Origin of the sequence: Janthinobacterium aestuarii (genome assembly GCF_051380835.1) — a bacterium.
In the GTDB taxonomy this organism is placed as follows: Bacteria; Pseudomonadota; Gammaproteobacteria; order Burkholderiales; family Burkholderiaceae_D; genus Janthinobacterium; species Janthinobacterium aestuarii.
The window spans coordinates 212,952-239,237 of record NZ_JBNYXU010000009.1 but is presented as its reverse complement, the minus strand read 5'-3'; the positions used below and the strand labels follow the sequence as shown (position 1 = coordinate 239,237).

The 26,286-nt window shown below is 62.9% G+C and carries 22 protein-coding genes; 12 read left to right on the top strand and 10 right to left on the bottom strand.

Going from position 1 to position 26,286, the window contains the following annotated elements; genetic code table 11:
- Positions 1–4: 4 nt before the first annotated feature.
- Genes ACQ4WO_RS22665 through argS form a run of 5 tightly spaced genes read right to left on the bottom strand, consistent with a single transcriptional unit; the run spans position 5 to position 4,733 of the window.
- Positions 5–799 (bottom strand): biotin--[acetyl-CoA-carboxylase] ligase, encoded by a 795-nt coding sequence (locus ACQ4WO_RS22665; protein ID WP_436483337.1) that lies wholly within the window; start codon positions 797–799, stop codon positions 5–7.
- A 10-nt stretch (positions 800–809) separates the two neighbouring features.
- A complete protein-coding gene (locus ACQ4WO_RS22660; protein ID WP_436483336.1) occupies positions 810–1,571 on the bottom strand; it encodes an SDR family oxidoreductase in 762 nt (253 codons plus the stop codon).
- Between the two features lie 37 nt (positions 1,572–1,608).
- Complete coding sequence (locus tag ACQ4WO_RS22655; RefSeq protein WP_034749335.1) at positions 1,609–2,280, bottom strand: thiol:disulfide interchange protein DsbA/DsbL; 672 nt, start codon at positions 2,278–2,280, stop codon at positions 1,609–1,611.
- A gap of 9 nt (positions 2,281–2,289) precedes the next feature.
- A complete protein-coding gene (locus tag ACQ4WO_RS22650) occupies positions 2,290–3,003 on the bottom strand; it encodes an SPOR domain-containing protein (protein WP_436483335.1) in 714 nt (237 codons plus the stop codon).
- 20 nt (positions 3,004–3,023) lie between these two features.
- Entirely contained in the window at positions 3,024–4,733 is a 1,710-nt protein-coding gene (gene argS, locus ACQ4WO_RS22645) for an arginine--tRNA ligase (RefSeq protein ID WP_436483334.1), read from the bottom strand.
- Between the two features lie 376 nt (positions 4,734–5,109).
- Between argS and rsmB the strand changes: the two genes are divergently transcribed.
- From rsmB to ACQ4WO_RS22605, 8 genes are all read left to right on the top strand, one after another.
- A complete protein-coding gene (rsmB, locus tag ACQ4WO_RS22640) occupies positions 5,110–6,531 on the top strand; it encodes a 16S rRNA (cytosine(967)-C(5))-methyltransferase RsmB (RefSeq protein WP_436483333.1) in 1,422 nt (473 codons plus the stop codon).
- A 97-nt stretch (positions 6,532–6,628) separates the two neighbouring features.
- A complete protein-coding gene (locus tag ACQ4WO_RS22635) occupies positions 6,629–7,135 on the top strand; it encodes a DUF4390 domain-containing protein (protein ID WP_230537298.1) in 507 nt (168 codons plus the stop codon).
- Entirely contained in the window at positions 7,135–9,432 is a 2,298-nt protein-coding gene (locus ACQ4WO_RS22630; RefSeq protein WP_436483332.1) for a sensor histidine kinase, read from the top strand. Before ACQ4WO_RS22635 ends, ACQ4WO_RS22630 begins: the two co-directional genes overlap by 1 nt.
- Positions 9,433–9,530: 98 nt before the next feature.
- Positions 9,531–10,250 carry a response regulator gene (locus ACQ4WO_RS22625; protein ID WP_128141245.1) on the top strand — a complete coding sequence of 240 codons (720 nt, stop codon included), beginning with the start codon at positions 9,531–9,533 and terminating at the stop codon, positions 10,248–10,250.
- Positions 10,247–10,654 (top strand): GTPase, encoded by a 408-nt coding sequence (locus ACQ4WO_RS22620; protein WP_436483331.1) that lies wholly within the window; start codon positions 10,247–10,249, stop codon positions 10,652–10,654. The genes ACQ4WO_RS22625 and ACQ4WO_RS22620 overlap by 4 nt, the downstream gene beginning before the upstream one ends.
- Positions 10,655–10,804: 150 nt before the next feature.
- On the top strand, positions 10,805–11,062 hold the full coding sequence (locus ACQ4WO_RS22615; protein WP_034749313.1) for a BTH_I0359 family protein: 258 nt from the start codon (positions 10,805–10,807) through the stop codon (positions 11,060–11,062).
- A 77-nt stretch (positions 11,063–11,139) separates the two neighbouring features.
- Positions 11,140–11,919, top strand: a complete 780-nt coding sequence (locus tag ACQ4WO_RS22610) for a class II glutamine amidotransferase (RefSeq protein ID WP_436483330.1) — start codon at positions 11,140–11,142, stop codon at positions 11,917–11,919.
- A 137-nt stretch (positions 11,920–12,056) separates the two neighbouring features.
- The gene (locus ACQ4WO_RS22605; RefSeq protein ID WP_035824533.1) at positions 12,057–13,337 is read left to right on the top strand and encodes an EAL and HDOD domain-containing protein; all 1,281 of its coding nucleotides are present in this window, start codon (positions 12,057–12,059) and stop codon (positions 13,335–13,337) included.
- Positions 13,338–13,489: 152 nt separating this feature from the next.
- Here the strand turns inward: ACQ4WO_RS22605 and ACQ4WO_RS22600 are convergent, their stop codons facing one another.
- Positions 13,490–13,861 carry an SPW repeat protein gene (locus ACQ4WO_RS22600; RefSeq protein ID WP_436483329.1) on the bottom strand — a complete coding sequence of 124 codons (372 nt, stop codon included), beginning with the start codon at positions 13,859–13,861 and terminating at the stop codon, positions 13,490–13,492.
- 114 nt (positions 13,862–13,975) lie between these two features.
- The gene (gene metH / locus ACQ4WO_RS22595) at positions 13,976–17,770 is read right to left on the bottom strand and encodes a methionine synthase (RefSeq protein WP_436483328.1); all 3,795 of its coding nucleotides are present in this window, start codon (positions 17,768–17,770) and stop codon (positions 13,976–13,978) included.
- A 650-nt stretch (positions 17,771–18,420) separates the two neighbouring features.
- Between metH and ACQ4WO_RS22590 the strand changes: the two genes are divergently transcribed.
- On the top strand, positions 18,421–20,898 hold the full coding sequence (locus ACQ4WO_RS22590) for an IPT/TIG domain-containing protein (RefSeq protein WP_436483327.1): 2,478 nt from the start codon (positions 18,421–18,423) through the stop codon (positions 20,896–20,898).
- 160 nt (positions 20,899–21,058) lie between these two features.
- Positions 21,059–21,466, top strand: a complete 408-nt coding sequence (locus ACQ4WO_RS22585; protein ID WP_436483326.1) for a tautomerase family protein — start codon at positions 21,059–21,061, stop codon at positions 21,464–21,466.
- Here the strand turns inward: ACQ4WO_RS22585 and ACQ4WO_RS22580 are convergent, their stop codons facing one another.
- The 3 genes from ACQ4WO_RS22580 to def all read right to left on the bottom strand — a co-directional run bounded on the left by ACQ4WO_RS22580 (position 21,467) and on the right by def (position 24,140).
- A complete protein-coding gene (locus tag ACQ4WO_RS22580) occupies positions 21,467–22,369 on the bottom strand; it encodes a LysR family transcriptional regulator (RefSeq protein WP_436483325.1) in 903 nt (300 codons plus the stop codon).
- A gap of 30 nt (positions 22,370–22,399) precedes the next feature.
- A complete protein-coding gene (gene fmt / locus ACQ4WO_RS22575; protein ID WP_436483324.1) occupies positions 22,400–23,356 on the bottom strand; it encodes a methionyl-tRNA formyltransferase in 957 nt (318 codons plus the stop codon).
- Positions 23,357–23,597: 241 nt separating this feature from the next.
- Positions 23,598–24,140, bottom strand: coding sequence for a peptide deformylase (gene def / locus ACQ4WO_RS22570; RefSeq protein ID WP_034749294.1), 543 nt, complete (start codon positions 24,138–24,140; stop codon positions 23,598–23,600).
- Between the two features lie 307 nt (positions 24,141–24,447).
- On the opposite strand from def, the gene dprA reads away from it, so the two are divergent.
- Positions 24,448–25,551, top strand: coding sequence for a DNA-processing protein DprA (gene dprA, locus ACQ4WO_RS22565; protein ID WP_436483323.1), 1,104 nt, complete (start codon positions 24,448–24,450; stop codon positions 25,549–25,551).
- 94 nt (positions 25,552–25,645) lie between these two features.
- Positions 25,646–26,110: a Smg family protein gene (locus ACQ4WO_RS22560; protein ID WP_436483322.1), complete on the top strand. Its 465-nt coding sequence runs from the start codon at positions 25,646–25,648 to the stop codon at positions 26,108–26,110.
- Positions 26,111–26,286 lie beyond the last annotated feature (176 nt).

Below are 26,286 nucleotides of genomic sequence, written 5' to 3'. Positions count from 1 at the left end.
GTGCTTACTCTCCCAGCAGGCGCAAGGATACGTCGCCGGACATGACTTCCTGCAGGCCGCCATCGGTGCGCAGCAGCAGGCGGCCCAGGTGATCCACGCCGGCCGCCACGCCTTGCTGCAGCAGCTGGCCATTGTCGAGGATTTTCACGTGCTGGCCCTGCCATGCATGCAGCAGGTTCCAGCGCTCCGTAAACGGCGCAAAGCCCGTGTCGTCGAATTCGGCCAGCACGCCGGCCAGGCGGCTGAGCAGCGCCGCCACCAGGGTATTGCGTTCCATCTGCGCCAGCCAGGGCACGGCCGAGACGCTGCGGCCGATCTGCCGTTCCAGCGCATCGGGCATCAGCAGATTGATGCCGCAGCCGATGACGGCCCACACGCCGCCGTCGGGCGCCTGCTGCGTTTCGACGAGGATGCCTGCCAGTTTATGGCCATCCTTGAGCATGTCGTTCGGCCACTTCAGCTGCACCGGCACGCCCAGCGAGGACATGGTTTCGGCCAGCGCCACGCCGACGGCCAGCGGCAATCCCACCAGTTGATGCAGCGGTCCCTTGAAGCGCCAGGCCAGCGAGAACATCAGGCTGGCGTCCGCCTGCGACACCCACGGCCGTCCGGCGCGCCCCCGTCCGGCCGTCTGTTGTCCCGCGATGCGCAGGGTGGGGACGGCCAGGGTGGCGCAGCGCGCCAGCAGGTCGGCGTTGGTCGATCCCGTTTCATCGACCACTTCGATGGCCACGTGGGAGGCGCCGGTGGCGCAATGGGCGGCGATGGCCGCGCTGTTCAAGTCTGAGTGCTTCGTCATGGTAATAGGGTCAGTTGCGCGCCTTGTGCGGCGCATTCGCGAAGGCCCGGTCGTACACGGCATTGGGCAGCGCGCGCAGCAGCTTGGCGACGAGGCCCATCTGCCACGGGATCACGCGGTAGCTGTCGCCGTCGGCGATGGCACGCGCGGCGCGTGCGGCGAATTTTTCGGCCGGCATCAAAAAGGGCATGCGGTAGGCGTTGTGGCGCGTCATCGGCGTGTCGATGTAGCCGGGCGTGATGGTGACGACCTTGATGCCGGCCGGTTTCAATTCCAGGCGCAGCGATTCGCAGTAGCTGATGACGGCCGCCTTCGAGGCGCTGTAGGCTTCGGCGCCGGGCAGGCCGCGGATACCTGCCACGCTGCCGATGCCCACCAGGCGTCCGCTGCCCTGGCTTTTCATGGCGGCGATGAAGGGCGCGAAGGTGGCGACGGTGGCCGTGACGTTGATGGCCATGAGGCGGGCGAAGGCGTCGAGGTCTTCCGCGTGCTCGCTCAGGGTGCCGTAGGATACGCCGGCGCTGGCGATGACGACGTCGATGCCGCCGGCATGGGCGATGAAGTCATCGGCCGCGCTTTTCAGGGCGGCGTGGTCGCAGACATCGACGGCGTAGGCGCGGTGGCGTTCAGGGTGGGGCAGGGAAGCGATCAGTTGCCGCAGTGTGTCGCCGCGGCGGGCCAGCAAGCCCAATTGGGCGCCCTGGCGCGCGTACCGCAGCGCCAGGGCGGCGCCCAATCCGCTCGACGCGCCCGTGATGAAAACGCGATGCATCAGGCGATGCCCGGGCGCGCCAGGGAAGTGGCCATGCTTATTTCTTTTCCGCTTTGGCTTTCGCGACCAGCACGTCCATCACGGTGAGCGCCTGGGCGTTCAGCTGCTCTTCGTTCTTGGCCGACTTGCTGCCCTGATCGGCTTGCGAAGGCGACGTGATGTAGCGGCCATCGATGGCGATCATGGGCCAGAACGTGACGTTATAGCCCTGCATCATGGCGTCCGCACGGCGCACGCGGGCCGAGATGCCCATCGAGCGGTAGGTGTCGATGAACTTCTGGCGGTCCACGCCCTGCTTGGCGACGAAGTCGAAGACGGCGTCGTCGGTATTCAGGCGGTTGCGTTCCACGTGCATGGCGTGGAAGACGCTGGTGTGCAGCTTGTCGACCAGGCCCATGGCTTGCAGGGTGAAGAACAGCCGCTGCTGCGGCGCCACGCTTTCATCGCGCGACACGTGCACGCGCTTGAAGACGATATTGTCGCCCTGTTTCTTGACCCAGGCGGCCAATTGCGGTTCGAGCACGTTGCAATGCGGGCAGTAATAGGCGAAGAATTCCGTCACTTCGATTTTCTTGCCCGATTCCGTCGCCTGCGGCGTGGGCAGGGTTTCGTATTCGACGCCGTTTTTCGGGTCGGCCGGCGAGGCCGATGCGCCCATGGCGGCGGTGCACAGTGCGGCGGCGATCAGGATGTTCTTCAGAAAACGCATGCTGGTTCCTTATTTTTGGTTGCGGACGACGGCGACATCGATGCCGTTTTCAGACAGTTTGGTGCGCGCGCGGTTCATCGCTTCGAGCTGGTTGAACGGCCCGACGCGCACGCGGTGCAGCACGCCGGCATCGGTGCTGCGGTCGCTGATGGCCGCTTCGAAGCCGAGCAGCGCCAGTTTGCCGCGCGTGCTTTCGGCGTCCGACATGTCATGGAAGGCGCCAGCCTGCAGATAATAAATCCATTTGTCGCTGGCTGCATCGGCCTTGGCTTCTTTCACGTCGGCCTTCGCTTGCGGTGCTGGTGCCGCCGCTGGTGCCGCCGCTGGCGTTTTCGGCGCCGGCTTGTCTTTCAACGTACCGATCAATTCCTGCAGCGCATCCGGTGGCGGCGCCTTCGGTTGCTGCGCTGGCGCTGGCGCCGGTGCGGCAGGCTGCGTCGGCGTGACGATCTCGCGTGGCTCCTTGGAGAAGTCGCGCGCCGCTTCCTTGGCCGCTTCCTTGTTGCCGTACATCGGCTTGTTCGGGTCGGCGATCTGGCCGGCCGTCGGTTCGGCCGATTTGCCGGCCTTGCCCGACTTGTCGGTGAACGGCGAGGCGCCCTTGGTGATCACCAGGGCGACCACGACGGCGATGCCAAGGCCGATGACCAGGCCGATGATGATGCCGACCAGGGTGTTGCCCTGCTGGCGCCGGGTCGAAGAGAAGCGGGAAACATGATTCATTGACGGTTTGACCTTCGCGATTACATTTTGTTTGGCGCGGACACGCCGATCAGTGCCAGGCCGTTGCGCAATACCTGGCGCGCGGCGATGACGAGAGCCAGGCGGGCCATCTTGACGGCTTCGTCCTCGACCAGCACTTTTTCGGCGAAGTAGAAGCTGTGCAGGTTGGCGGCCAGGTCGCGCAGGTAGAAGGCGACTTGATGCGGTCCCAGTTCCGCTTGCGCGCGCGCCAGCATTTCCGGGTAGGCGGCCAGGGTCGCCAGCAGGGTCGCTTCCGTCGGCGCCGTGAGTGGGGACAAATCAACGCCGGCAACCGTGCTTTCATCGCCGCCCCAGTTTTCCAGGATGCGGCAGATGCGCGCATGCGCGTACTGCACGTAATAGACGGGGTTTTCATCGGTGGTTTTCAGCGCCACGTCGACGTCGAAGACGAATTCCGTGTCGGCCTTGCGCGAGATCAGGAAGAAGCGCACGGCGTCGCGGCCCTTGGCGATGTCGCCGCCGCCCGACCATTCGATCAGGTCGCGCACGGTCACGTAGGAGCCGGCGCGCTTCGAGATCTTGACCTCTTCGCCGTCCTTCATGACGGTGACCATCTTGTGCAGCACGTAGTCGGGGTAGCCTTGCGGGATGCCCATGTCGACGGCTTGCAGGCCGGCGCGCACGCGGGCGATGGTGCCGTGGTGGTCGCTGCCCTGGATATTGATGGCCTGCACGAAGCCGCGCTGCCATTTCGCCAGGTGATACGCGACGTCGGGCACGAAATACGTGTAGGTGCCGTCCGTCTTGCGCATCACGCGGTCCTTGTCGTCGCCGAAGTCGGTGGTGCGCAGCCACAGCGCGCCATCCTGCTCGTAGGTATGGCCGGCCTTGATCAGGGTTTCCACGGCGCTGTTGACCTTGCCGTCCGCGTACAGCGACGATTCCAGGTAGTAATTGTCGAACTTCACGCCGAAGGCTTGCAAGTCGATGTCCTGCTCGTTGCGCAGGTAGGTGACGGCGAACGGGCGGATTGAATCGATGTCTTCCACGTTGCCGTTGGCCGTGGCTGGCTGGCCATCGCTGGCCGAGACGGTCTTGCCGGCCTTGAAGTCGTTGGCGATATCGGCGATGTAGTCGCCGTTGTAGGCGGACTCGGGCCATTCGGCGTCGCCGGGCTTGAAGCCGCGCGCGCGCGCCTGCACGGAGTTGGCCAGGGTCTGGATCTGCACGCCCGCGTCGTTATAGTAGAACTCGCGCGTCACCTGGTAGCCTTGTGCGTCGAACAGCGAGGACAGGGCGTCGCCCAGGGCCGCCTGGCGGCCGTGGCCCACGTGCAGCGGACCGGTCGGGTTGGCCGAGACGAATTCCAGGATGACTTGCCTGCCGGCGCCTGCCGTGCTGCGGCCATAGCTGTCGGCTTCGCTCAGGATGGTTTTCACGACGGCCTGCTTGGCGGCGTTTGACACGCGCACGTTGATGAAGCCGGGACCGGCGATTTCCACTGCCTCGACCAGACCCTTGCCGGCCGGGTTGGCCAGCACGGCCGTCACGATGGTTTGCGCCAGTTCGCGGGGATTCTGTTTCAGCTGCTTGGCCAGTTGCATGGCGATATTGCAGGCGACGTCGCCATGCGATGCATCGCGTGGTCGCTCGAGCACCACGGTAGGCTCGAGCGTAGTGCCGGCCAGGACGGGAGCGAGGGCGGCCTGGAACAGGGCGATGATTTCTTGTTTCTGTTGGGCGAGCATGAGCAGGATGGCGGTGGAACCGCGTTAAGAATGAATAGAATGAATCAAAAAGCAAAACGGACGGCAAGTACACAAGCCGCCCAGACTGCGTTAATTATACTGGTTTGCTGCCGGGAACAATACGCCAGCCGGCAGTGTTCCCGTGCTGGCGCGTTTCACGATATTATCAGGACAGCATGCCCATGTTGGTGCGCGAAAACATCAGCATGGCGCATTCTGCTTGTATATATGCAGTTTTTTGCCGCAATTTACATGTATCGCTGCAATCGCTTGGGCCAGAGGGCGCCACAAACGCTACAATCGACCCTTTATTGATGACGTGCGGCCGCGACTTTGCCTCCATGCAGCCCGCCGCGCGCAGCCACACCGGATAACTATGAACAAGCGCCCCACGCTGAAATTGAAAACCAAGCCGGCGCCAGGCCAGGCTCCTGCCGCACCGAAATTGCGTCCCAGCTACCATCCCGACCTGAAGCCGGTCTTGCAGCCAGGCTTCCAACCCGATTTGCGCGCCGACTCGCTGGCGTTTTGCCTGCTGGGCGCGGCCAATGCCGTGGCGCAAGTGCGCACGGGCACGGCCCTGCCGCAGGCGCTGGCCAAGGTGTTTACGCAATCGAACGCCAGCCCGCAGGCGCGCGGCGCCATCCAGGATATTTCCTACCGTACCATGCGCCAGCTGGGCCGCAGCGAAACCCTCGTCGGCCTGATGACGTCGAAGGCGCCCGAGCCGCCGATGCTCGCGGCCTTGCTGTGCTGCGCGCTGTCCTTGATGTCGGCCGAGCCGGGCGAGCAGCCGTATGAGGAATTCACGGTGGTCGACCAGGCCGTCACCGTCGCCACCTCGCACCCTGACCTGGCGCACGCCAAGGGCATGGTCAACGCCGTCTTGCGCCGTTTCTTGCGCGAGCGCAAATCCTTGCTGGAAGCGGCCCTGCAGCAGCCGTTGGCGCAATGGAATTATCCGCAGTGGTGGATCGACTCGCTGCGCCTGGCCTATCCGCGCGACTGGCAAGCCATTTTGACGGCCGGCAACGCCGTGCCGCCATTGACCTTGCGCGTGAATCGCCGCAAGAGCACGGTCGAAGCCTACCTGGCCGTGCTGCAGGAAGCGGGCATCGCCGCGCGCCAGGTAGGAGCGTTCGCCGTGCGCCTGGACAAGCCGATCGGCGTGGCCTTGATTCCCGGCTTCGAGCAGGGCGTCGTTTCCGTGCAGGATGCTGGCGCGCAACTGGCCGCACCGCTGCTGGACTTGCAGGACGGCATGCGCGTGCTCGATGCTTGCGCGGCGCCGGGCGGCAAGACCTGCCACATCCTGGAACTGGCCGACGTGCAGGTGACCGCCATCGACGCGGACGCCAAGCGTTTGCCGCGCATCGCGGAAAACCTCGAGCGCCTGGGCCTGGACGCCACCCTGAAGGCGCAGGATGCGCAATCGAGCGCGTGGTGGGACGGCCAGCAGTACGACCGCATCCTGGCCGACGTGCCGTGCACGGCCTCGGGCATCGTGCGCCGCCATCCCGATATCCGCTGGTTGCGCCGCAAGGGCGACGCGTTCCAACTTGCAACACTTTCATCCAAAATTCTGGACAACCTGTGGCAGATGCTGCGCCCCGATGGTAAATTGCTGTTCGTGACATGTTCATTGTGGCCGCAGGAGTCCGAGGCACAGGCGGCGGCATTTGCGGTGCGCAATAATGCGACCCGATTGACAGCGCCTGGCCAGCTGTTGCCGACCGGCAGCGCGGAGCAGGACCACGACGGTTTGTTCTATGCGCTATTCCAAAAAAATGCGGCTTGAGCGATTCGTCGAACCTTATCCTACGGACTACACCGGCACACCTGTGACAACACGACTCTTCCGACTCCTGGCCCTGCTGCTGATGCTGGCATGTACCATGCCACGCGCGCATGCCGCCGATATGGTCGAGATCACCCGTGCCTACATCGAGGCTAGCGAAGAGGGCTACAAGCTGGCCGCCACGTATTCCTTCGAGCTCAATCACGACCTCGATGATGCCGTGCAGCATGGCGTACCCCTGTTTTTCACGACGGAAATCGAACTGACCCGGCCCCGCTGGTACTGGTTCGATGAAAAGGCCATCGTCGCGCGCCAGACCAGCCGGCTGTCGTACAACGTGCTCACGCGCCAGTATCATGTGTCGGGCGGCGGCTTGCAGCAAAGCTTTCCCACGCTCGACGATGCGCTGTTCCTGATCCGCCGTCCCAGCCGCTGGCTGGTGGCGCCGCGCGGCGCGCTGAAAGTGGGGCAGACGTATAACGTCACCTTGCGCATGGGCATGGACCGCGATTACCTGCCCAAGCCGATACAGGTCAATGCCTTCAATAACAGCGACTGGCGCCTGGCTTCGAATAAAAAAACCTTCTTGTATACGGCGGAGTAGTGAGTCAAGCATTGCGCTATCTGCTGGTGGTGGGCGGCGGCATTGTCAGTATCCTGCTGTTCCTGCTGGCGTCGGCTTCCGACAATTCCGGCTTTTTCGACCGTTACTACACCTGGCTGCTGGGCCTGAACGCGGCCGTGGCCGTGTCCCTGCTGGCGCTGGTGGGCATTTCCCTGGCCCGCCTGTACGCGCGCTACAAGAGCGGCAAGTTCGGCTCCAAGCTGATGACGCGCCTGGTGATGCTGTTCGCCGCCGTCGGCATCCTGCCGGGTCTCGTGATTTTCCTTGTCTCCGTGCAATTCGTCTCCCATTCCATCGAATCCTGGTTCAACGTCAAGATCGAAGCGGCGCTGGAATCGGGGATTGAGCTGGGCCGTGCCGGTCTCGATGCGGCCTTGGTCGAGCTCGACCACCGGGGCCACAAGGCGGTCGAAGAAATGGGCGCCGACCCGGTGGCCGGCCCGGCCGTGCTGACCAGCCTGCTGCGCGAAGAGGGCATGCAAAATGCCATGCTCGTCAGTGGCGACGGCGTGCTGCTGGCCAGCGCCGGACCGCACAGTGCGGCCGACTTGCCGACGCCGGCCATGCTGGTGCAGGCGGCCTCGCCGGCCGGCTATGCCTCGGCCGAAGGGGGGCTGGAATTGCACGACGATGGCACGGAGTCGGGCGGCGGCGGTTTCCGCTCGGGCCTGCCGGCGTCGCTGGAAACGGCGGCCAGCCTGCGCCTGCGCGTGCTGGTGGCCGTGCCGGGGCCGTCCGTCTCGCCCCGCTACCTGCAACTGCTGCAGGCCGTGCCGCCCAAGCTGGCGACGAATGGCGAAGTGCTGCGCGCCGCCTACAGCGAATACAAGGAACGTTTCGTCGCGCGCGTGGGTCTGCGCAAGATGTACATGGAAATCCTCACCTTGACCTTGCTGCTGGCCATCTTTGGCGCCATCGGCAGCGCTTTCCTGATCGCGGGCAATTTGGCCCAGCCACTGCTGCTGCTGGCTGAAGGTACGCGCGCCGTGGCCGAGGGCGACTTGTCGCCGCGTCCCATCGTCGCTACCAAGGATGAACTGGGCACCTTGACGCAGTCGTTCAACATCATGACGCGCCAGCTGCTCGATGCGCGCACGGCCGTGGAAAGCAACCGCGCCGCGCTGCAAAACGCCAAGGCCCACCTGGAATCGGTGCTGGCGAACATGTCGGCCGGCGTGATGGTGCTCGACGGCGACTTCAAGCTGGTGACTTGCAACGAGTCGGTCGAGCGCATCCTCCAGCATTCGGGCACGAGCATGGTGGGCCAGCCGCTGGCGCATATTGCTGGAATGGAAGAGTTTGGCGGCGCCATCATCAGCGCCTTCACGGCGCAAAGCGCGCAATCGGCATCGGGCCGCAACCAGCAGCGCCTGCACTGGCAGCGGCAGATCGAGATTCCGCGTCGCCTGGGCAGCAGTGCCGACGAGCATGACATCACCCTGCTGGCGCGCGGCTCGCGCCTGCCGCTGGAGTCGGGCAGCGGCTACATCGTCGTGTTCGATGATATTTCCGACGTCATTTCCGCGCAGCGCTCGATCGCCTGGGGCGAGGTGGCGCGCCGCCTCGCGCATGAAATCAAGAATCCGCTTACACCCATCCAGCTGTCGGCCGAGCGCCTGCAGATGAAGCTCGAAGGCAAGCTGGAGCAGCCCGATGCGGACCTGCTCAGCCGCGCCACCACCACCATCGTCAAGCAGGTCGACGCGATGAAGCGCATGGTCGACGACTTCCGCGACTATGCGCGCACGCCGCCGGCCGTGCTCGTGCCGCTGCGCCTGAACGAGCTGATCGAAGAGATACTGAACCTGTACCTGCGCGGCGACGATGGCGACATCATCCACCCGCTGCTGGCGGCGAATCTGCCGATGGTGATGGGCGATCCGACTCAGTTGCGCCAGGTGATTCACAACCTGCTGCAGAACGCGCAGGACGCCATGGCCGACCTGCCGCCGGACTCGCCGCATCCGCGGATTGACGTAAGGACGGAAGCAATTCATTATCGCAGTGCGGACGGCGGCGTGAATATCGCCGTGCGGCTGGCCATCACGGACAATGGTCCTGGTTTTGCGCCAAAAATCCTGGCGCGCGCGTTCGAGCCGTATGTGACCTCGAAGGCCCGCGGCACGGGATTGGGCCTGGCGATGGTCAAGAAAATTATCGATGAACACGGCGGACGCATCGATATCGAGAACCGGGTCGACGGCAATGGCGCTTCGGTGGTCATTTTGCTGTTAAAGTTAGCTCCCGACACTCCTGCCCAGGAATTCCTGGCGTGAGGGTCTGGTTTAGTATTTAAAACACTAATAAAATCATAGTTGTCCGCCGCGTGCATCTTGTGCGCGACGGCCGGCGAAATGAGGAAGGCAAGACACGAATGGCAAACATACTCGTAGTGGATGATGAAATGGGTATCCGTGAGTTGCTCTCGGAAATTTTGGGCGACGAAGGACATGCTATCCAGCTGGCCGAAAATGCGCAGCAGGCGCGCGAAGCGCGTGCCGCCGGTGCGCCGGATCTGGTATTGCTGGATATCTGGATGCCCGACACCGATGGCGTCACCCTGCTCAAGGAGTGGCAGCGCGATGGCTTGCTGACCATGCCGGTGATCATGATGTCGGGCCACGCCACCATCGATACGGCGGTCGAGGCGACGCGCATCGGTGCCATGAACTTCCTGGAAAAACCGATTGCCCTGCAAAAACTGCTGAAGGCGGTCCAGCAAGGCTTGACGCGGGCCCAGGAAACCGTGCGCGCGCCGAGCGTGGCGCCGCGTCCCGTGGCGCCCGTGGTGGCAGAGGAAAGCAGCCATCCCGTGCCCAGCTTTGCCGGCAGTGCGCCGCAACAGCTGATGGTGCGCCCAGGCATCGCCGTACCGGCGGTGGCCGAAGGCCATGGCTACAACCTGTCGTTCGACTTGCCGCTGCGCGAGGCGCGCGATGCGTTCGAGCGCATGTATTTCGAACACCACCTGGGCCGCGAAGGCGGCAGCATGACCCGCGTGGCGGAAAAAACGGGCCTGGAACGCACTCATCTGTACCGCAAACTGAAACAGCTGGGCGTCGAACCGGGCAAGCTGGCCAAGAAAGGCCTGTGACGTCAGCCGTACGGCGTCCGACGCCGCTGACCCTGGTCAGCGGTGGTCGCGCCGCCGAGCGCGAAGCGGCCATCGCGCAAGCCTTGCAGCTTGGCCACGCGACCGCCGTGATCCTCGAGGGGCTCGCCGACGGCAACGCCATCCTGGCCGACCTGGCCGAACAAACTTCCCCTCCTCCATCGTTTCCATTGCAACTGTTGCGCATCGCGCCCGGTTGCCTGTGCTGCAGCGGCAATCTCGTATTGCGTGTAACATTAAATCGTCTGCTGCGCCATCCACCCGCGCGCCTGTTCATCAGCCTGGCCGACGCCTCGCACATCGAACAGCTGCGCACCTGGCTGACCGCCAGTCCCTACGATGTCCTGCTGGCGCTGGAACCGGACTTGATTGTTTCCTCAGCGTAGTTTCCTGATCGTCTTACCGCAGTCGCAGTTTGCATCTCGTTACAACTCTGTAGCCCGCAGGGTGGCATTGCCGCTTGAAATGGCGGTGTGGGAACCCCACCTCTGTCCTGAAACCGCAAGAGTTTCTCTTGCTTGAGCGAAGGATGCAAAATGAACCTGATCTATAACAGCGAACAATATAGCGTCGTGGAATTCGGCGTCGATGGCGACCTGGAAGCCCTGCGCTTTGGCGGCTATGAAATCGTCGACAAGGGGGGCAAGCGAGAAACGTTTATCGCCGGCATCCTTGCGCAAAACTTCCGCCGCGACGTCACGGAATTGATCGCCAGCGAACCGAGCATGGAAGAGATCGATGAATTCTTGGGCAGCTACGATTCCCTCATGAGCCAGCCCGTCCTGTTGCACTGATGTGATGGCCATCGCCGCCATACCAATCCGCCAGGCGGCGTGGTATGGTGGCCGTGTTATCCCGCTGCAAACAGACCATGTGCCAACTTCTCGGAATGAATTGCAATGTCCCCACGGACATTGTCTTTAGTTTTACCGGCTTCGCCATGCGCGGCGGCCATACCGATACCCACCATGACGGCTGGGGCATCGCCTTTTTCGAGGGCGCCGGCGTGCGCCATTTCGTCGACCACCAGGCGGCCATCGCCTCGCCCGTGGCCGAACTGATCAAACGCTACCCGATCAAGTCGCGCAATGTCATCGCGCATATCCGCAAGGCCACGCAAGGCCAGGTGGCGCTGGAAAACTGCCACCCCTTCGTGCGCGAACTGTGGGGCCGCTACTGGGTCTTTGCCCACAATGGCGATTTGAAGGATTTCAATCCCGTGCTGACGGGCAGTTACCGCCCCGTCGGCTGCACCGACAGCGAACGGGCTTTCTGCTACCTGCTGCAAGAGCTGCATGCGCGCTTTGGCGACGCCCCGCCGGCCTTGCCGCAACTGCATGCCGCCCTGGCGCAGTTGTTGCCCAGCATCGCGGCCCACGGCACGTTCAACATGATGCTGTCGAGCGGCGAGGCGCTGTTTGCCCATTGCTCGACCAGCTTGCACTATCTGGTGCGACAACATCCGTTCCCAACTGCTAAACTCTCCGATGAGGACCTGAGCGTGGACTTTTCCCAGGTGACGACGCCCCAGGACAGAGTGGCCGTGATCGTTACCCAGCCGCTGACGACGAATGAACAATGGACGGCGTTTGCGCCCGGCGAATTGAAATTATTTGTCGACGGGATGGTGCAAGACACGCCAGTAGCCTAATTTGTTGACGACAATAAACTGGATTGCTGCCAAAATACCCACAGCGCGGGCGGAATTCAGCTAAAGTATTGTCAATAGTGAACCTTGATGCGGGCGCGGCGCGGCCGGTGTCACTCGACGTGATTGATGAAGAGTTAATGATCGATATTTCCAGCAACGACATCACCCCGAAACCCTTGCGCGTGCGCGAGTTCTATCTGGGTCGACAACCTATCCTCGACCGCAACCAGGCCCTGTTCGGCTATGAGTTGCTATTCCGCAACGCTCCGGTCGGCCCCGCCAACATTACCAGCGACCTGTCCGCCACGGCGTCCGTCATCGCCCACGCCTCCCAGCTGGGCATGGAAAAGGTCATCGGCGATGCGCTCGGTTTCGTCAACGTCGATGCCGACGTGATCATGAGCGACATCTTCGTCTTCCTGCCGCGTGAAAAAGTGGTGCTGGAAATCGTCGAATCGATGCCCGTCACGCCGGAAGTGCGCGCGCGCATCAGCGAACTGGTGGGCCATGGCTTCACCTTCGCGCTGGAAAACGTCGTTTCCGATACGGCGCAAGTGCAGGAACTGCTGCCGCTGGTGCAATACGTCAAGATGGACATGAGTACGGTCGACCCGAAAGTGCTGGCAGCGCTGGCGCCCCGTTTCAAGCAGGAAAACAAGAAACTGGTGGCGGAAAAGGTCGAGACGCGCGAAGAATTCAAGTCGGGCCTGGACCTGGGCTTCGATTACTTCCAGGGTTATTACTTTGCCAAGCCTGCCATCATGACGGGCAAGAAGCTGTCGCCGTCGCAACTGGCCGTCATGGAACTGATGACCCTGGTGACGTCGGACGCCGACAACATGGATATCGAGCGCGCCATCAAGCGCGACGTGTCCCTGGCCCTGAACTTGCTGCGCCTGGTCAATACGCCGGCCGTGGGCGCGCGCCAGCGCATCGATTCGCTGAGCCAGGCCGTGACCGTGCTGGGTCGCCGCCAATTGCAGCGCTGGCTGCAAATCATGCTGTACGCAGAGCCAAGCAAGCGCGGCCATAGCATGACGCCGTTGCTGATGCTGGCCACCACGCGCGGCCGTTTGCTCGAATTGCTCGCGCATAAGCTGCGCCCGAACCACGCCCATTCGGCCGATATCGCCTTTACGGTCGGCATCATGTCCTTGATGGATACCCTGTTCGGCGTGCCGATGTCGGAAATCCTCAGCCAGATCGAAGTGATCGACGAAGTGGCCGAAGCGCTGCTGTCACGCGAAGGCTTCTACGGCGACCTGCTGCGCCTGGCCGAATGCATCGAGCGCATCGAAGACATGGAAGGCGAGATCGTGCCGACCCTGCGCGACCTGGCCATGTCGCCGGACGACCTGGTGGAGTTGGAAATGGCCGCTTACGAATGGAGCGATAACGTCGTCCGCTACGCACTGTAGGTCGGATTAGGCCCAAAGGGCCGTAATCCGACAACGGTGTTGGCGATGACTGTGCTGGTGTCGGATTACGCGCAAGCGCTAATCCGACCTACGCGACCCGTCCAAAAAAACAGCCCTGCACGGCGTCGCCGTAGCAGGGCTTTTTTACGCCGCTACGCGGCAGCACTAGGCCAGTGCTTGTGCAGCTCGGGGTCGGTGCGCAGTTCCCACAGGGCCAGCACGACGACGGCGATACCGACGAGCAGCTCGTTCCACATGACGATGGACTGATCGGCCAACCGCAGGATCCACGGCGAGGCGGCGACCCAGGCGCCGACGAGCAGGTTGACGACGACGGCCCAGAAATAGGTCTTGTACAGGTCGAAGGCGGCCAGCGCGGCGATCACCAGGCCCGAGACAAAGGCGTTGATCATCTGCGGCGAGCCTTCGGGATAGGAAAAGGCCCAGGGCGAGACGATCAGCCATAGGCCCAGCAACAGGATCACTTGGTCCTGCCAGCGTTTCAGTGTGAAGTTGGTTGCCATATATCCTCCTTAGCCAGTTAGGGAACGGGCCGGAGCGGGCATGCAGCATGCCGGCCGGCATACTGCGTTAGTGCGCTGCGGCGCGCGGAAAGTTCCGCGCGCCTTGTGCCTATATTATGACAGATTGGGCGCCAGCCAGCGTTCCACGTCCTCGATATTGGCGCCACGGCGCTTGGCCATGTCTTCCACCTGGTCCATGCCGATTTTGCCGACGACGAAGTATTTCGACTCCGGATGAGCGAAATAGAAGCCGGACACGGCTGCACCGGGGAACATGGCATACGATTCCGTCAGCTGCATGCCGATTTCCTCGGCCTGCATGACCTCGAACATCTGTTTCTTGACCGTGTGCTCGGGGCAGGCCGGGTAGCCGGGCGCCGGGCGGATGCCGACATATTTCTCGGCGATCATGTCGTCGTTGCCCAGATGCTCGTCCGGCACATAGCCCCACAAATCCTTGCGCACGCGCTCGTGCAGGTATTCGGCAAACGCCTCGGCCAGGCGGTCCGCCAGCGATTTCAACATGATGGACGAGTAATCGTCGTGCGCATCCTCGAAGCGCTTTTCGTATTTCTCGATGCCCAGGCCGGACGTCACGGCAAACATGCCGATGTAATCCTTCACGCCCGATGCCTTCGGTGCAATGAAGTCGGCCAGGCACTGGTTCGGCCGCTGCACACCGTCGACCACGGGTTTGACGCCCTGCTGGCGCATGCCGTAGTACGTGAATGCCACGGTACTGCGCGTATCGTCCGTGTATACCTCGATATCGTCGTCATTGACGCTGTTCGCCGGCAGCAGGGACACGACGCCATTGGCCGTCAGCCAGCGCCCGTCGATGAGTTTTTTCAGCAAGGCCTGGCCTTCCGCGTACACCTTGGTGGCCGCGTCGCCCACCACTTCATCGGTCAAAATGGCGGGGAAGGGGCCGGCCAGATCCCAGGTCTGGAAGAACGGGCCCCAGTCGATGTAATTGGCCAGGGTGGCCAGGTCGACATTTTTAAAGACGCGGCGGCCGATGAACTTCGGTTTCACGGGCGTGCAGGCGCCATCGAAGGGCACGACCATGCGGTTGGCGCGCGCTTGCGCCAGCGGCAGGATGGGCAGGACCTTCTTGTTGGCGTGCTGCTCGCGGATGCGCGCGTAGTCGAGTTCGATGTCTTCCACGTATTTGTCGCGCTGCTCCGGCGTCAATAGCGATTGCGCCACGGACACGGAACGCGAGGCGTCCGGCACATAGATCACGGGGCCTTCGTAGTTGTGCGCGATTTTCACGGCCGTGTGGGCGCGGCTGGTGGTGGCGCCGCCGATCAGCAGGGGAATCTTGAGCATGCGGAAATGTTCGTCGCGCTGCATTTCCTTGGCGACATACGCCATTTCTTCCAGCGACGGCGTGATCAGGCCGGACAAGCCGATGATGTCCGCGTTTTCCACCTTGGCGCGGGCGAGGATTTCCGAACACGGCACCATCACGCCCATGTTCACCACTTCGAAGTTATTGCACTGCAGAACGACGGTGACGATGTTCTTGCCGATGTCATGCACGTCGCCTTTCACGGTCGCCATGATGATCTTGCCCTTCGGCTTGGCGACAATGCCCGTGCGCTTTTCTTCCAGCAGCTTTTCTTCCTCGATGAACGGAATCAAATGGGCCACGGCCTGTTTCATCACGCGCGCCGATTTCACCACTTGCGGCAGGAACATCTTGCCTTGGCCAAACAGGTCGCCGACCACGTCCATGCCGGCCATCAAGGGTCCCTCGATCACGTGGATCGGGCGCCCGCCATTGTGCAGCAGTTCCTGGCGCGCTTCTTCCGTGTCTTCCACGATGAATTGCGTGATGCCGTGCACCAGCGCGTGCGACAGGCGCTCCTGCACCGTGCCTTCGCGCCACGCCAGGGTTTGCGCTTCGGCCTTGCCGCCTGCCTTCAGGGTGCCGGCAAACTCGATCATGCGTTCGGTCGAATCTTCGCGGCGGTTCAGCACCACGTCTTCCACGCGCTCGCGCAATTCCGGGTCCAGATTGTCGTACACGCCCACCATGCCGGCGTTGACGATGCCCATGGTCATGCCCGCCTTGATCGCGTGATACAGGAACACGGTATGGATGGCTTCGCGGGCTGGATCGTTGCCGCGGAAACTGAAGGACACGTTCGATACGCCGCCCGAGATCTTCGCGTACGGCAAGTTTTCCTTGATCCAACGCGTGGCGTTGATGAAGTCGACGGCGTAGTTGTTGTGCTCTTCGATACCGGTGGCGACGGCAAAGATATTTGGATCGAAAATGATGTCTTCAGGCGGGAAGTCCAGCGCATCGATCAGCAGGTGGTAGGCGCGCGCGCAGATTTCGATCTTGCGCTCGAAGGTGTCGGCTTGTCCCTTTTCATCGAAAGCCATGACGATGACGGCCGCGCCGTAGCGGCGGCACAGTTTCGCCTGGCGCAGGAATTCCTCTTCGCCTTCCTTCATGGAAATCGAGTTGACGATGGCCTTGCCCTGCACGCATTTGAGGCCCGCTTCGATGACCGACCATTTCGACGAGTCGACCATGATGGGCACGCGCGAAATATCGGGTTCCGAAGCGATCAGGTTCAAAAAGCGCGTCATGGCGGCCAGCGAATCGAGCATCGCTTCGTCCATGTTGATGTCGATCACTTGCGCGCCGTTTTCCACCTGCTGGCGCGCCACGGACAAGGCTTCGTCGTATTGTTCGTTGAGAATCATGCGCGCGAACGCTTTCGAGCCCGTGACGTTGGTGCGCTCGCCCACGTTGACGAACAGCGACGCGTCATTGACGACGAACGGTTCCAGGCCGGCAAGGCGCAAGTCGTGCGATGGGGCCGGCACGGTGCGCGGCGTGTTTTTCGACAGCAATTGGCCGATGGCGGCGATGTGCTCGGGCGTGGTGCCGCAGCAGCCGCCCGCCATGTTCAAAAAGCCCGCGTCGGCAAATTCGCGCAGCAGGGCCGATGTGTCGGCCGGCAACTCGTCGAAGCCCGTGTCGCTCATGGGGTTGGGCAAGCCCGCGTTCGGGTAGATGCACACGAAGGTGTCGGCGATCTTGGCCAGCTCTTCCGCGTACGGGCGCATCAGGGCGGCGCCCAGCGCGCAGTTCAGGCCGATGGTCAGCGGTTTCGCGTGGCGCACGGAATTCCAGAAGGCGGGCACGGTCTGGCCCGACAAAATGCGGCCCGAGGCATCCGTGACGGTGCCCGAAATCATCAAAGGCAGGCGCACGACGGTCGGGTTTTGCTCGTAGAACAGGTCGATGGCGAACAGGGCCGCCTTGCAGTTCAAGGTGTCGAAAATGGTTTCCACCAGCAGCACGTCGGCGCCGCCTTCCACCAGGCCCTGCGTCTGCTGCAGGTAGGCGGCCACCAGTTGATCGAAGGTGACGTTGCGCGCGGCCGGGTCGTTCACGTCGGGCGAGATCGACGCCGTCTTTGGCGTGGGCCCGAGGGCGCCGGCGACAAAGCGCGGCTTGTCCGGCGTGGAATACTTGTCGCAGGCGGCGCGCGCCAGCTTGGCCGCCTGCACGTTCATTTCATAGGCCAGGTGGGCCATGTGGTAATCGTCTTGCGCGATCGTCGTGGCGCCGAAGGTATTCGTTTCGATCAGGTCGGCGCCGGCCGCCAGGTAGCGCTCGTGGATTTCCTGAATGATGTGCGGCTGCGTCAGGGTCAGCAGTTCATTGTTGCCCTTGACGAACAGTTCGCGCGCGCCACTGTCGGCCGGTGCGGCGAAATCGATGAAGCGGCCGGCGGGACCGCCACGGTACGCTTCTTCGTCGAGCTTGTACTGCTGGATGATCGTGCCCATGGCGCCGTCGAGGATCATGATCCGCTGCGCCAGAATGGCGCGCAAGGTGGCTTCGGTCGGGGACATGGCGGGGATCACGGTATCGTTCATTTCATGCTTTCAATAGGCAAACGGGCGGCGGCGCGGCGACAGGACTGTACGAGGCGGTTGCGGGTCAGCAGGATCAGCTGACGGAGTGTGCCAGCCGGGTAGGGCAGGCAGAAGGTGGCAATCGCCTGATTTCACCGGGTCTAAAATTATACGGCATCAGGCTGCTTTGGTTTTAAGCAAAAGCGGCCGTTCACCCCACGGCAGGCTTGGTTGCAACACATTGCAACACATCAGCTTGCGCCAAGCCTGCTTCTGAAAATTGCATTCCTGAAAATCTTGCTCAAAACGTTAATTTTTGCATCAAAATTGGCAGGAAGATATGGCCCTCTAGGCTGTGGAAAAATTTCCACATTATTTGCGCCATCTCAGAATCTTTTTAATGAGTTGAATGGCAATAGCTGCCGAGGAAAATAATCTTGGTTTAAGACAATACAGAGTGACGCTAATAATTCCTAGAATAAGTTTTCCAAGTAGATACTTTAACTATTATCAAAACCAATTGAATCAAAAGCATTAATAGTTGTCTTTGGGAATCGAATTAACCCATAATATGGGTTCTTCGAAATCACATTCTCACCAAAAGTCACCAATATGTCACATTTCTTCCGTGTCCTCCCCGGCATCGCGCTGCATCAACATGGTTGCCAGCCATGAAAAACCATCTGCTTGTAGCATTGTTTGTCGTGCTGGGCCTGTCCGCTTGCGGCGGTGGCGGCGGTGGCGGCGGTGACACGGTAGTGGCGACCACGTCGGGCAATCCCGCCGTGATTCCTGCCGTGACGGCTGTCTCGGCGGCGAATGTCGCCGTGGGCGGCAGCCTGGTGGTGACGGGCACGAATCTGAGCCGCGTGACGGCGTTCCAGGTGGGCGGCGTGAACGTTGCCGCCAGCGCCAGCAGCGACACCAGCGTGACCTTGGCCATGCCGGGCGTGCCTGTTACGGGCGCCTTGAGCCTGGTCAGCGCCAGCGGTACGGCGACCACCAGCTATAACGTGAACGTGTACCTGCCGCTGAGCGTGAGTAGTGTCGCGCCGGCAATGGGCGGCGTCGGCTCCAGCGTGACGATCGCGGGCGGCGGCATGGGCGCCGTGACGGCGGTGCAGTTCGGCAATGGTGCGGCGGCAACGCCGCAAAGCCAGACGGCCGGCAGCGTGACGGTGGTGGTGCCTGCGGGCGCGGCGACAGGTGCGCTGACCGTGCGCGGTCCCTACAACGATGTGGCCAGCAGCGACACGTATACGGTCTTGGCAAACGTGGCAGTGACATCGATCGCGTCGGCCGTCAACGGCGCCACCTTGTCGGTGACGCTGCAGGGCAGCAATCTCGACCAGGTCAGTTCGGCCACGGTGGGCAGTACGCCAGCCGTCATCGTCAGCGCCAGTGCCAGCCAGCTGGTGTTGTCCGCGCCAGCGTCGGCAACGGGTAGCGTGATGCTGTCGGCCGCTTCGCGCATCGCCGTGAATGCGGGCACGGTGTCGGCCTTTACCCTGGGCAGCATCGATTTCGCGCAGGTACTGAATCTGAATTCCAGCAATGCAGCCTTGCGCCTGACGCGCGGCAAGCCGGCCGCCGTGCGCGTGTCCGTGCTGGCCACGCAAACAGGCCAGGCCAGCCCGGCCGTGACCTTGAATGCCACGGCCGCCAATGGCAGCAACCTGGGCAGCATCACCATGAGCGGCCCGTCGGTCCTGCCGACGTCGAAAAGCGATTACAGTTTCAACGGCAATTTCAGTGCCGTCCTGCCCTCCGGCTGGATCTTGCCCGGCGTGCGCGTGCGCGTGACGGCTGTGGGCAATGACGGTGTGCAAGTGAGCCAGGAAGCGGCGCCCGTGGTGGCCAGCCTGGCCAGGATCCGCCTGGTACTCGTGCCCTTGAGCACCGATGATGGCGTGGCGCAACTGCCTGACGCCGAGGTGATCCGTGCCGCGCTGCTGCGCGTGTATCCGTATGCGGCGGAAAATATCAGCATCACCACGCGTGCGGCGCTGAGCATGCCTGGCAGCAGCACGGCCGACAGCTGGTGGAGCGATACCCTGGGCAAGCTGGAAAACCAGCGCGCGCTGGAAGACCGCGGTGCCTATTATTATGGTTTTGTGCCGAGAATGTCCTCGACGCGTGCCGCCGGCCTCGCCTACATTAACGTCGCTGGCAGCAGCAACGACTTCACGTCGGCCATCGGCCTGGACGCCAAGTTCAACAGCATTGCCTCCGTCGATCCGTTCGGCAATAGCTGGCCTGAATGGCTGACCACACTTGTACATGAGCTGGGCCACAACCACTCGCTGCAGCACGTTGCCTGCGGCGGTCCAGCCAACGCGGCCACCGACTACCCGTATGCGAATGGCGATCTGGGCCCGCAACCGTTGTACAACAGCAGCTATGCGGGCAGCATTGGCCAGTTGAGCAAGGCAGTCTATGGCAGCACGCCGATGAAAGACGTGATGAGCTATTGCAGCGGCGCCTGGTTCTCCGACTACAGCTATGTGCGCGTGCAGCAATTCCTGGAGAAACGCAGCACGCAGGTTACTGGCAGCAATGTGCTGGCCGCCAGCATGTCCGTGGCCGAGAATGGCTATCTGACGATTTCCGGCCGCATCACGCCAAACGGCGTGGCCTTGCGCCCAGCCGTTGCCTCGTCCACGCGTGTGGGCGCAGCGGCCAGCGGCAGCGGCCATGCTTATACCTTGCGCGTGTTGACGGCGTTGGGACAGACTATCGACTTGCCCTTCGATGGCGTCTCCCTGGCCGACCATGGCGGCAACGCCATGAGCCATTTCCGCGTCAGCTTCGCCAACCCGGGCGACATCAGCGACGTGCAAGTGCTGCAGAATGGCAAGGCTTTGGCCAAGCTGGAGCGCCCGGCGCGCCGCAACAAGGCCGCCGCCAACGATGCCACGTTCGATGCGACACAAAGCGGCGGCAAGCTGGCGCTGGCATGGAATGCCGAGGCGGAACCGTACGCCGCCGTGCTGCACGTGGCCGCCGATGGCCGCAAGACGGTAGTCGCCAGTGACTTGACTGGTGGCAAAGCCAGCGTCGACGTCAGCGCCTTGCCGGCCGGTGGCCGCTTCGAGGTCAGCCTGTCGTCGTCCGTGGGCGCACGCCTGATGAAGGTGCAGCGCCGCTAAGCAAGGGCGCTCGATGCAACAAGGGCTTGCCGCGGCAAGCCCTTTTTTTATGCGCGCAGGCATTGGTGCATAAACTGCACAGATCCTGTGCCTGGCGGGGGCTGCCATTGCCGCCGCCGTCTGCCTAGAATGGGATTCTTATCCACTTGCGGAGCATCCCATGCCCATCCTGAACCTGCGTTTGTCCACGCCACCCGATGCGCGTCAGTCGGTCGCCATTGCCGCCACCCTGAGCCAATTGACGGCGCAACTGTTGCACAAGGCGCCCGAACTGACATCGGTGGCGATCAGCCATCTTGACGCGGCGCACTGGTTTGTCGGCGGGCCCTCGTTGCAGGCGCAAGGCAAGGCCAGTTTTTTCCTCGATATCCTGATCAGCGATGAAACGAATACGGCGGCGGAAAAAGCCGCGTATATCGCCGCCGTGTTTGCCGCCATGCACGAGTATCTGGGCGCCTTGCATGAGGTCAGCTACATCCACGTGCACGACGCGCGCCAGGCGGCCTGGGGCTACGGGGGCTTGACGCAGCAGTTCCGCGCCGTGCGCAAGGCGCTGCAGCAGGCCTGATCAATCCCAGCGGCGATTTTGATAGTGTTGCACGGCAAAATCGACGAAGACCCTGACCTTCGGCGACAGCTGGCGGCTGTGCGGATACAGCGCGTACAAGGTGCGTGGACGCAAGGTGTAGCCGGGCAACACTTCCACCAGCTGGCCGCTGCGCAGTGCGTCGCGCACGATGAAGCCGGCGGCGCCGGCAATCCCGATGCCGCCCACGGCCGCTTCGCGCAGGGCAACACTGGTATTGGCTTGCAGGCTGCCGCGTACGGCCACCTTGTGTGTGGCGCCGTCACCATCGGTGAATGACCATTCCGCCGGCTTCTCGCCGGAGGTGTACATCAGGCAATTGTGCTGCGCCAGGTCTTGCGGCGTGGCCGGATGGCCATGGCGGGCCAGGTAGGCGGGCGAGGCGACGGCTACCGTGCGGCTGCTGGCCAGCCGGCGCGCCACCAGGGTGGAGTCGGGCAAGCCGCGCGCCAGGCGCAGCGCCACGTCGAAGCCGTCGTCGATCAGGTCGACGATACGGTCATTGCAGACGAGATCGATGTGGATGTGCGGGTATTGGCGGCTGAAATCGGGTAGCCAGGTAGCCAGTTCCAGGGTGCCGAAAGCCATCGGCGCATTGATGCGCAGGCTGCCGGACGGCTGTGCCTGATGCATGGCGACGGCGCGGTCGGCCGCATCGAGGGCGTCAAGGATGTCGCGGCTGGCCAGATAGTATTCCTGGCCGGCGGCCGTCAGGGCGAAGCGGCGCGTCGTGCGGTTAAGCAGCTGGGCGCCCAGCTGGCTTTCCAGCTGGCGCACCTGGCGCGAGACGATGGAGTGGGAAATGCCCAACGCGGCGCCGGCGGCCGTGAAACTGCCCAGTTCCACGACGCGGCGCAGGGCGCGCAGGGCGGTCAGCTGGTCCATGGGCGCGTGCCGCCGGTGTCGATTGCTGATTTAAACGAAGCGCTTGCCTTCGAGGGGGAAGCCCTTGATGAACTCGGCTGCGGGCAGGCGCTTGCCGCCCGGTTTCTGCAGTTCCGTCAGACGCAAGGAACCATTGCCGCAGGCCACGACGATGCCGTGCTGGGCGTCGGCCGCCAGTACCTGGCCTGGCGCTTCCTTGCTGTCCGCTTCGATTACCTCGGTGGCCCAGATCTTGATGGTGACGCCATCGACCTGGCCGCAGGCGCCGGGAAACGGATTGAAGGCGCGGATTTTCAGGCCCAGTTCCAGCGCCGGCAGGCTGAAGTCGAGCGCCGCTTCTTCCTTGGCGATCTTTGCCGCGTAGGTGACGCCCGCGTCCGGCTGCGGCACGGCTTCGAGCGGCTGCTGCTGCATCTTGCGCAGGGTTTCGACGATCATCTTGCCGCCCAGGGTGGCCAGCTTGTCGTGCAGCGTGGCGGTGGAGTCGCCCGCTTCGATGGGCGTGCGCTCGATGGCCAGCATGGGGCCCGTATCGAGGCCTTCTTCCATCTGCATGATGGTCACGCCCGTTTCATCGTCGCCCGCTTCGATGGCGCGGTGGATCGGTGCGGCGCCGCGCCAGCGCGGCAGCAGGGAACCGTGGATATTGATGCAGGGTTTGATGTCGAGGGTGCTGCGCGGCAAGATCAAGCCGTAGGCCGCCACCACCATCACGTCGTAGTCCGTGGCCAGCAGGCGCTCGTGGGCTGCCTTTGCCTCGGCGGCGCGCTGCGGGTCCTTGCTGTCCATGCGCAGGGACAACGGTTGCAGCACCTCGATGCCGTGCTGCTGCGCATACTGCTTGACGGCCGAGGCGTGCAGTTGCATGCCGCGTCCCGCAGGGCGGTCAGGCTGGGTCAGCACCAGCGGAATCTCGAAGCCCGCTTCATGCAAGTCTTTCAGGGCCGTGGCGGCGAATTCAGGCGTGCCTGCGAAGATCACTTTCATATGGTTCCTTGACGTGAGGTGCGCAGGCCCGCGCCGAAGGCGCCAGGCTGGCGTGGTGTAACGACTACTGTTGCTTAGTTTATCAGCTGTACTGCAAAAACTCCTTGAACACCTTACAAAACCGTAGCAAGCGGAAGCGAATTGTGGCTGAGAAGCGGAACTGTGCTGGGCACGGGGCCGCCGAGGCAGTGAGCATCGCAGGCCGCAAGTCGCGACGCGCAGTAGGTTTGGTCAGGTGTTTTCAGAAACGGCGGTTCTGCGCACGCAGACTGGCTTCGCGCTCGAGACCACGGATTTCCTTGATCATCTTGGTCTTGATGCGGTTGCGCTTGAGCGGCGACAGGTATTCGACGAATACCTTGCCCAGCAAGTGATCCATCTCATGCTGGATGCAGACGGCCAGCAAGCCATCGGCTTCCAGCTCGTACTGCTTGCCGTGGCGGTCCAGGGCGCGCACCTTGATGCGGGCCGGGCGCTCGACGCCATCGTAGACGCCAGGCACGGACAGACAGCCTTCGTCGTAGACCTGCTTTTCTTCGCTGGCCCAGGTGATTTCCGGGTTGATGAAGACTTGCAGCTGGTTTTTCTCTTCGGTGGTGTCGATCACCATCATCTGGATATGCTCGTCCACTTGCGACGCGGCCAGGCCGACGCCGGGCGCGTCGTACATGGTTTCTGCCATGTCGTCGATCAGGGTTTGCAGGCGCGCGTCAAATTCGGTGACGGGCTTGGCGATCGTGTGCAGGCGAGGATCGGGGTAACGCAGGATATTTAATATGGACATACGGATTCGACTGGTTAAGGTGGGCGCCGGTGCGCCGGATTATTCATGCCTGGGCCATGCGGACGATGGCAGGGCTATTTTATTTTTGAGTACGCTACGGTTGGGCGCGTATGGCGCAACGGCGCGGCAGATGCGTTTGCCAGTGCGTCGATTAGTTTGCTGCAAAGGGAAATTTTATCACAGACACCCATTTCCCTGTGGATGACGGGCCGTTTTGCACGGCCATTGCACGCATTGTTGCGCGCGTCGGTATCGCGTCCGTGCCATGGCGCTAGCATGGGATGGCACAGTACACAGTGAGGTTGTCATGCATGCAATTGCAACGGCGGCAGACACGGCCACGGAACTGGCGGGCTGGCTGCGCCTGCAGCACCTGCCCGGCGTGGGGCCGGTGGCGGCGCGCGCCTTGCTGGCCCGCTTCGGCTTGCCGCCGGCCATCTTCGCCACGCCGTTCGAGGCCTTGCGCGAGGTGGTGCCGGCCAGCGTGGCGCGCGCCATCGTGCAGCCGCCCAAGCCGGTGGCCAACAGCCAGCTGGCGCTTACCCTGCAGTGGCTGGAGCGGCCCGGCAATGCCGTGCTGACCCTGGCCGACGCCGCGTATCCGCCGCTGCTGCTGGAAATTGCCGATCCGCCGCTCTTGTTATATGTGCGGGGGCGGGTGGAACTGCTGTCGCGTCCCGGCGTGGCCATCATCGGCAGCCGCAATGCCAGCGCGCAAGGCATGCAGAATGCGGCCGCCTTCGCGCAAGCCCTCAGTACGGCAGGCTTGACCATCATTTCCGGGCTGGCGCTGGGCATCGACACGCACGCGCACGAGGGCGGCTTGCGCGGCGCGGGTGCCACCGTCGCCGTGATCGGCACGGGCGCCGATTTGGTGTATCCACGGCGCAACCTTGATCTGGCTCAAAGAATTGCTGAACAGGGCTGCATCGTCAGCGAGTACGCACTGGGGCTGCCGGCCATGCCCGGTAACTTTCCGCGCCGCAACCGCCTGATCAGCGGTCTGGCGCGCGGCGTGCTGGTGATCGAGGCGGCGGCCCAGTCAGGTTCATTGATCACGGCGCGCCTGGCTGGCGAGCAGGGGCGCGACGTGTATGCCTTGCCCGGTTCCATCCATGCGACCCTGGCCAAGGGCTGTCATGCGCTGATCAAGCAGGGCGCCAAGCTGGTCGAGTCGGCCGATGACGTGCTGCAAGAGTTGCAGTGGCTGGGCGGCATTCCCAGCGCGCCGGCACTGGTGGAAGACGAGACGCCGCTGCTGGCCGCGCTGGGCCACGATCCCGTCGATGCCGATACCCTGGCCGCGCGCAGCGGCCTGGCCATGGGCGCGCTGATGGCCGAATTGCTGGCGCTGGAGCTGGCGGGCCGGGTCGAACGCTTGCCCGGAGGACTGTTTCAACGCTGCAAATGACAGCTTGTCACTTGTGTGGCGGGCTTGCCGCACGGGCGCGCTTTGTCTGTGCGCACCCTTGTGTCTTAGCGAGCTTAGCTGCTAGAGTAGAGCCATGTTCGATATCCTGGTGTACCTCTACGAGACTTATTATCGCCCCGATGCCTGCCCCGAGCCGGCAGTCCTGGCGCGCAAACTGTCGGCCGTCGGTTTCGACGACGTGGAAATTTCCGAAGCGCTCGTGTGGCTGACGGACTTGAACGCCATGGCCGGCGTCGAACAAACCCTGACGGCCAGTTCCACGGGCACGCGCGTCTATGTGCAGCAGGAAAGCGACGTGCTGGGCACGGCCGCCATCGGTTTCATCCAGTTCCTGGAAAGCGCCAAGGTGCTTTCGCCACTGCAGCGCGAAATCGTCATCGAACGGGCGTTGGCGCTCGACGAGGCACCCGTTTCGCTGGGCAAGCTGAAAGTCATCGTGCTGATGCTGCTGTGGAGCCAGGGCAAGGAACCGGACGCCCTGATGTTCGACGACCTGTTCGTCGACGATGAAGACCTCCCGCCGCGCCTGCTGCACTAATATATAACCATATTCTTCGCTGTCTGTCCGACCCTGGCGCCACCGCCGCGCCATCCCCTTTACTATGTGCTGTACCAGCGCACACGCCAGGCCATTGTGTTTGCGCCTGCGCATTCTTGCTTGCAGATAACTTGCCGAATTCTTCAATAGGCGCTTATCATTGGCCGCTTGACAAG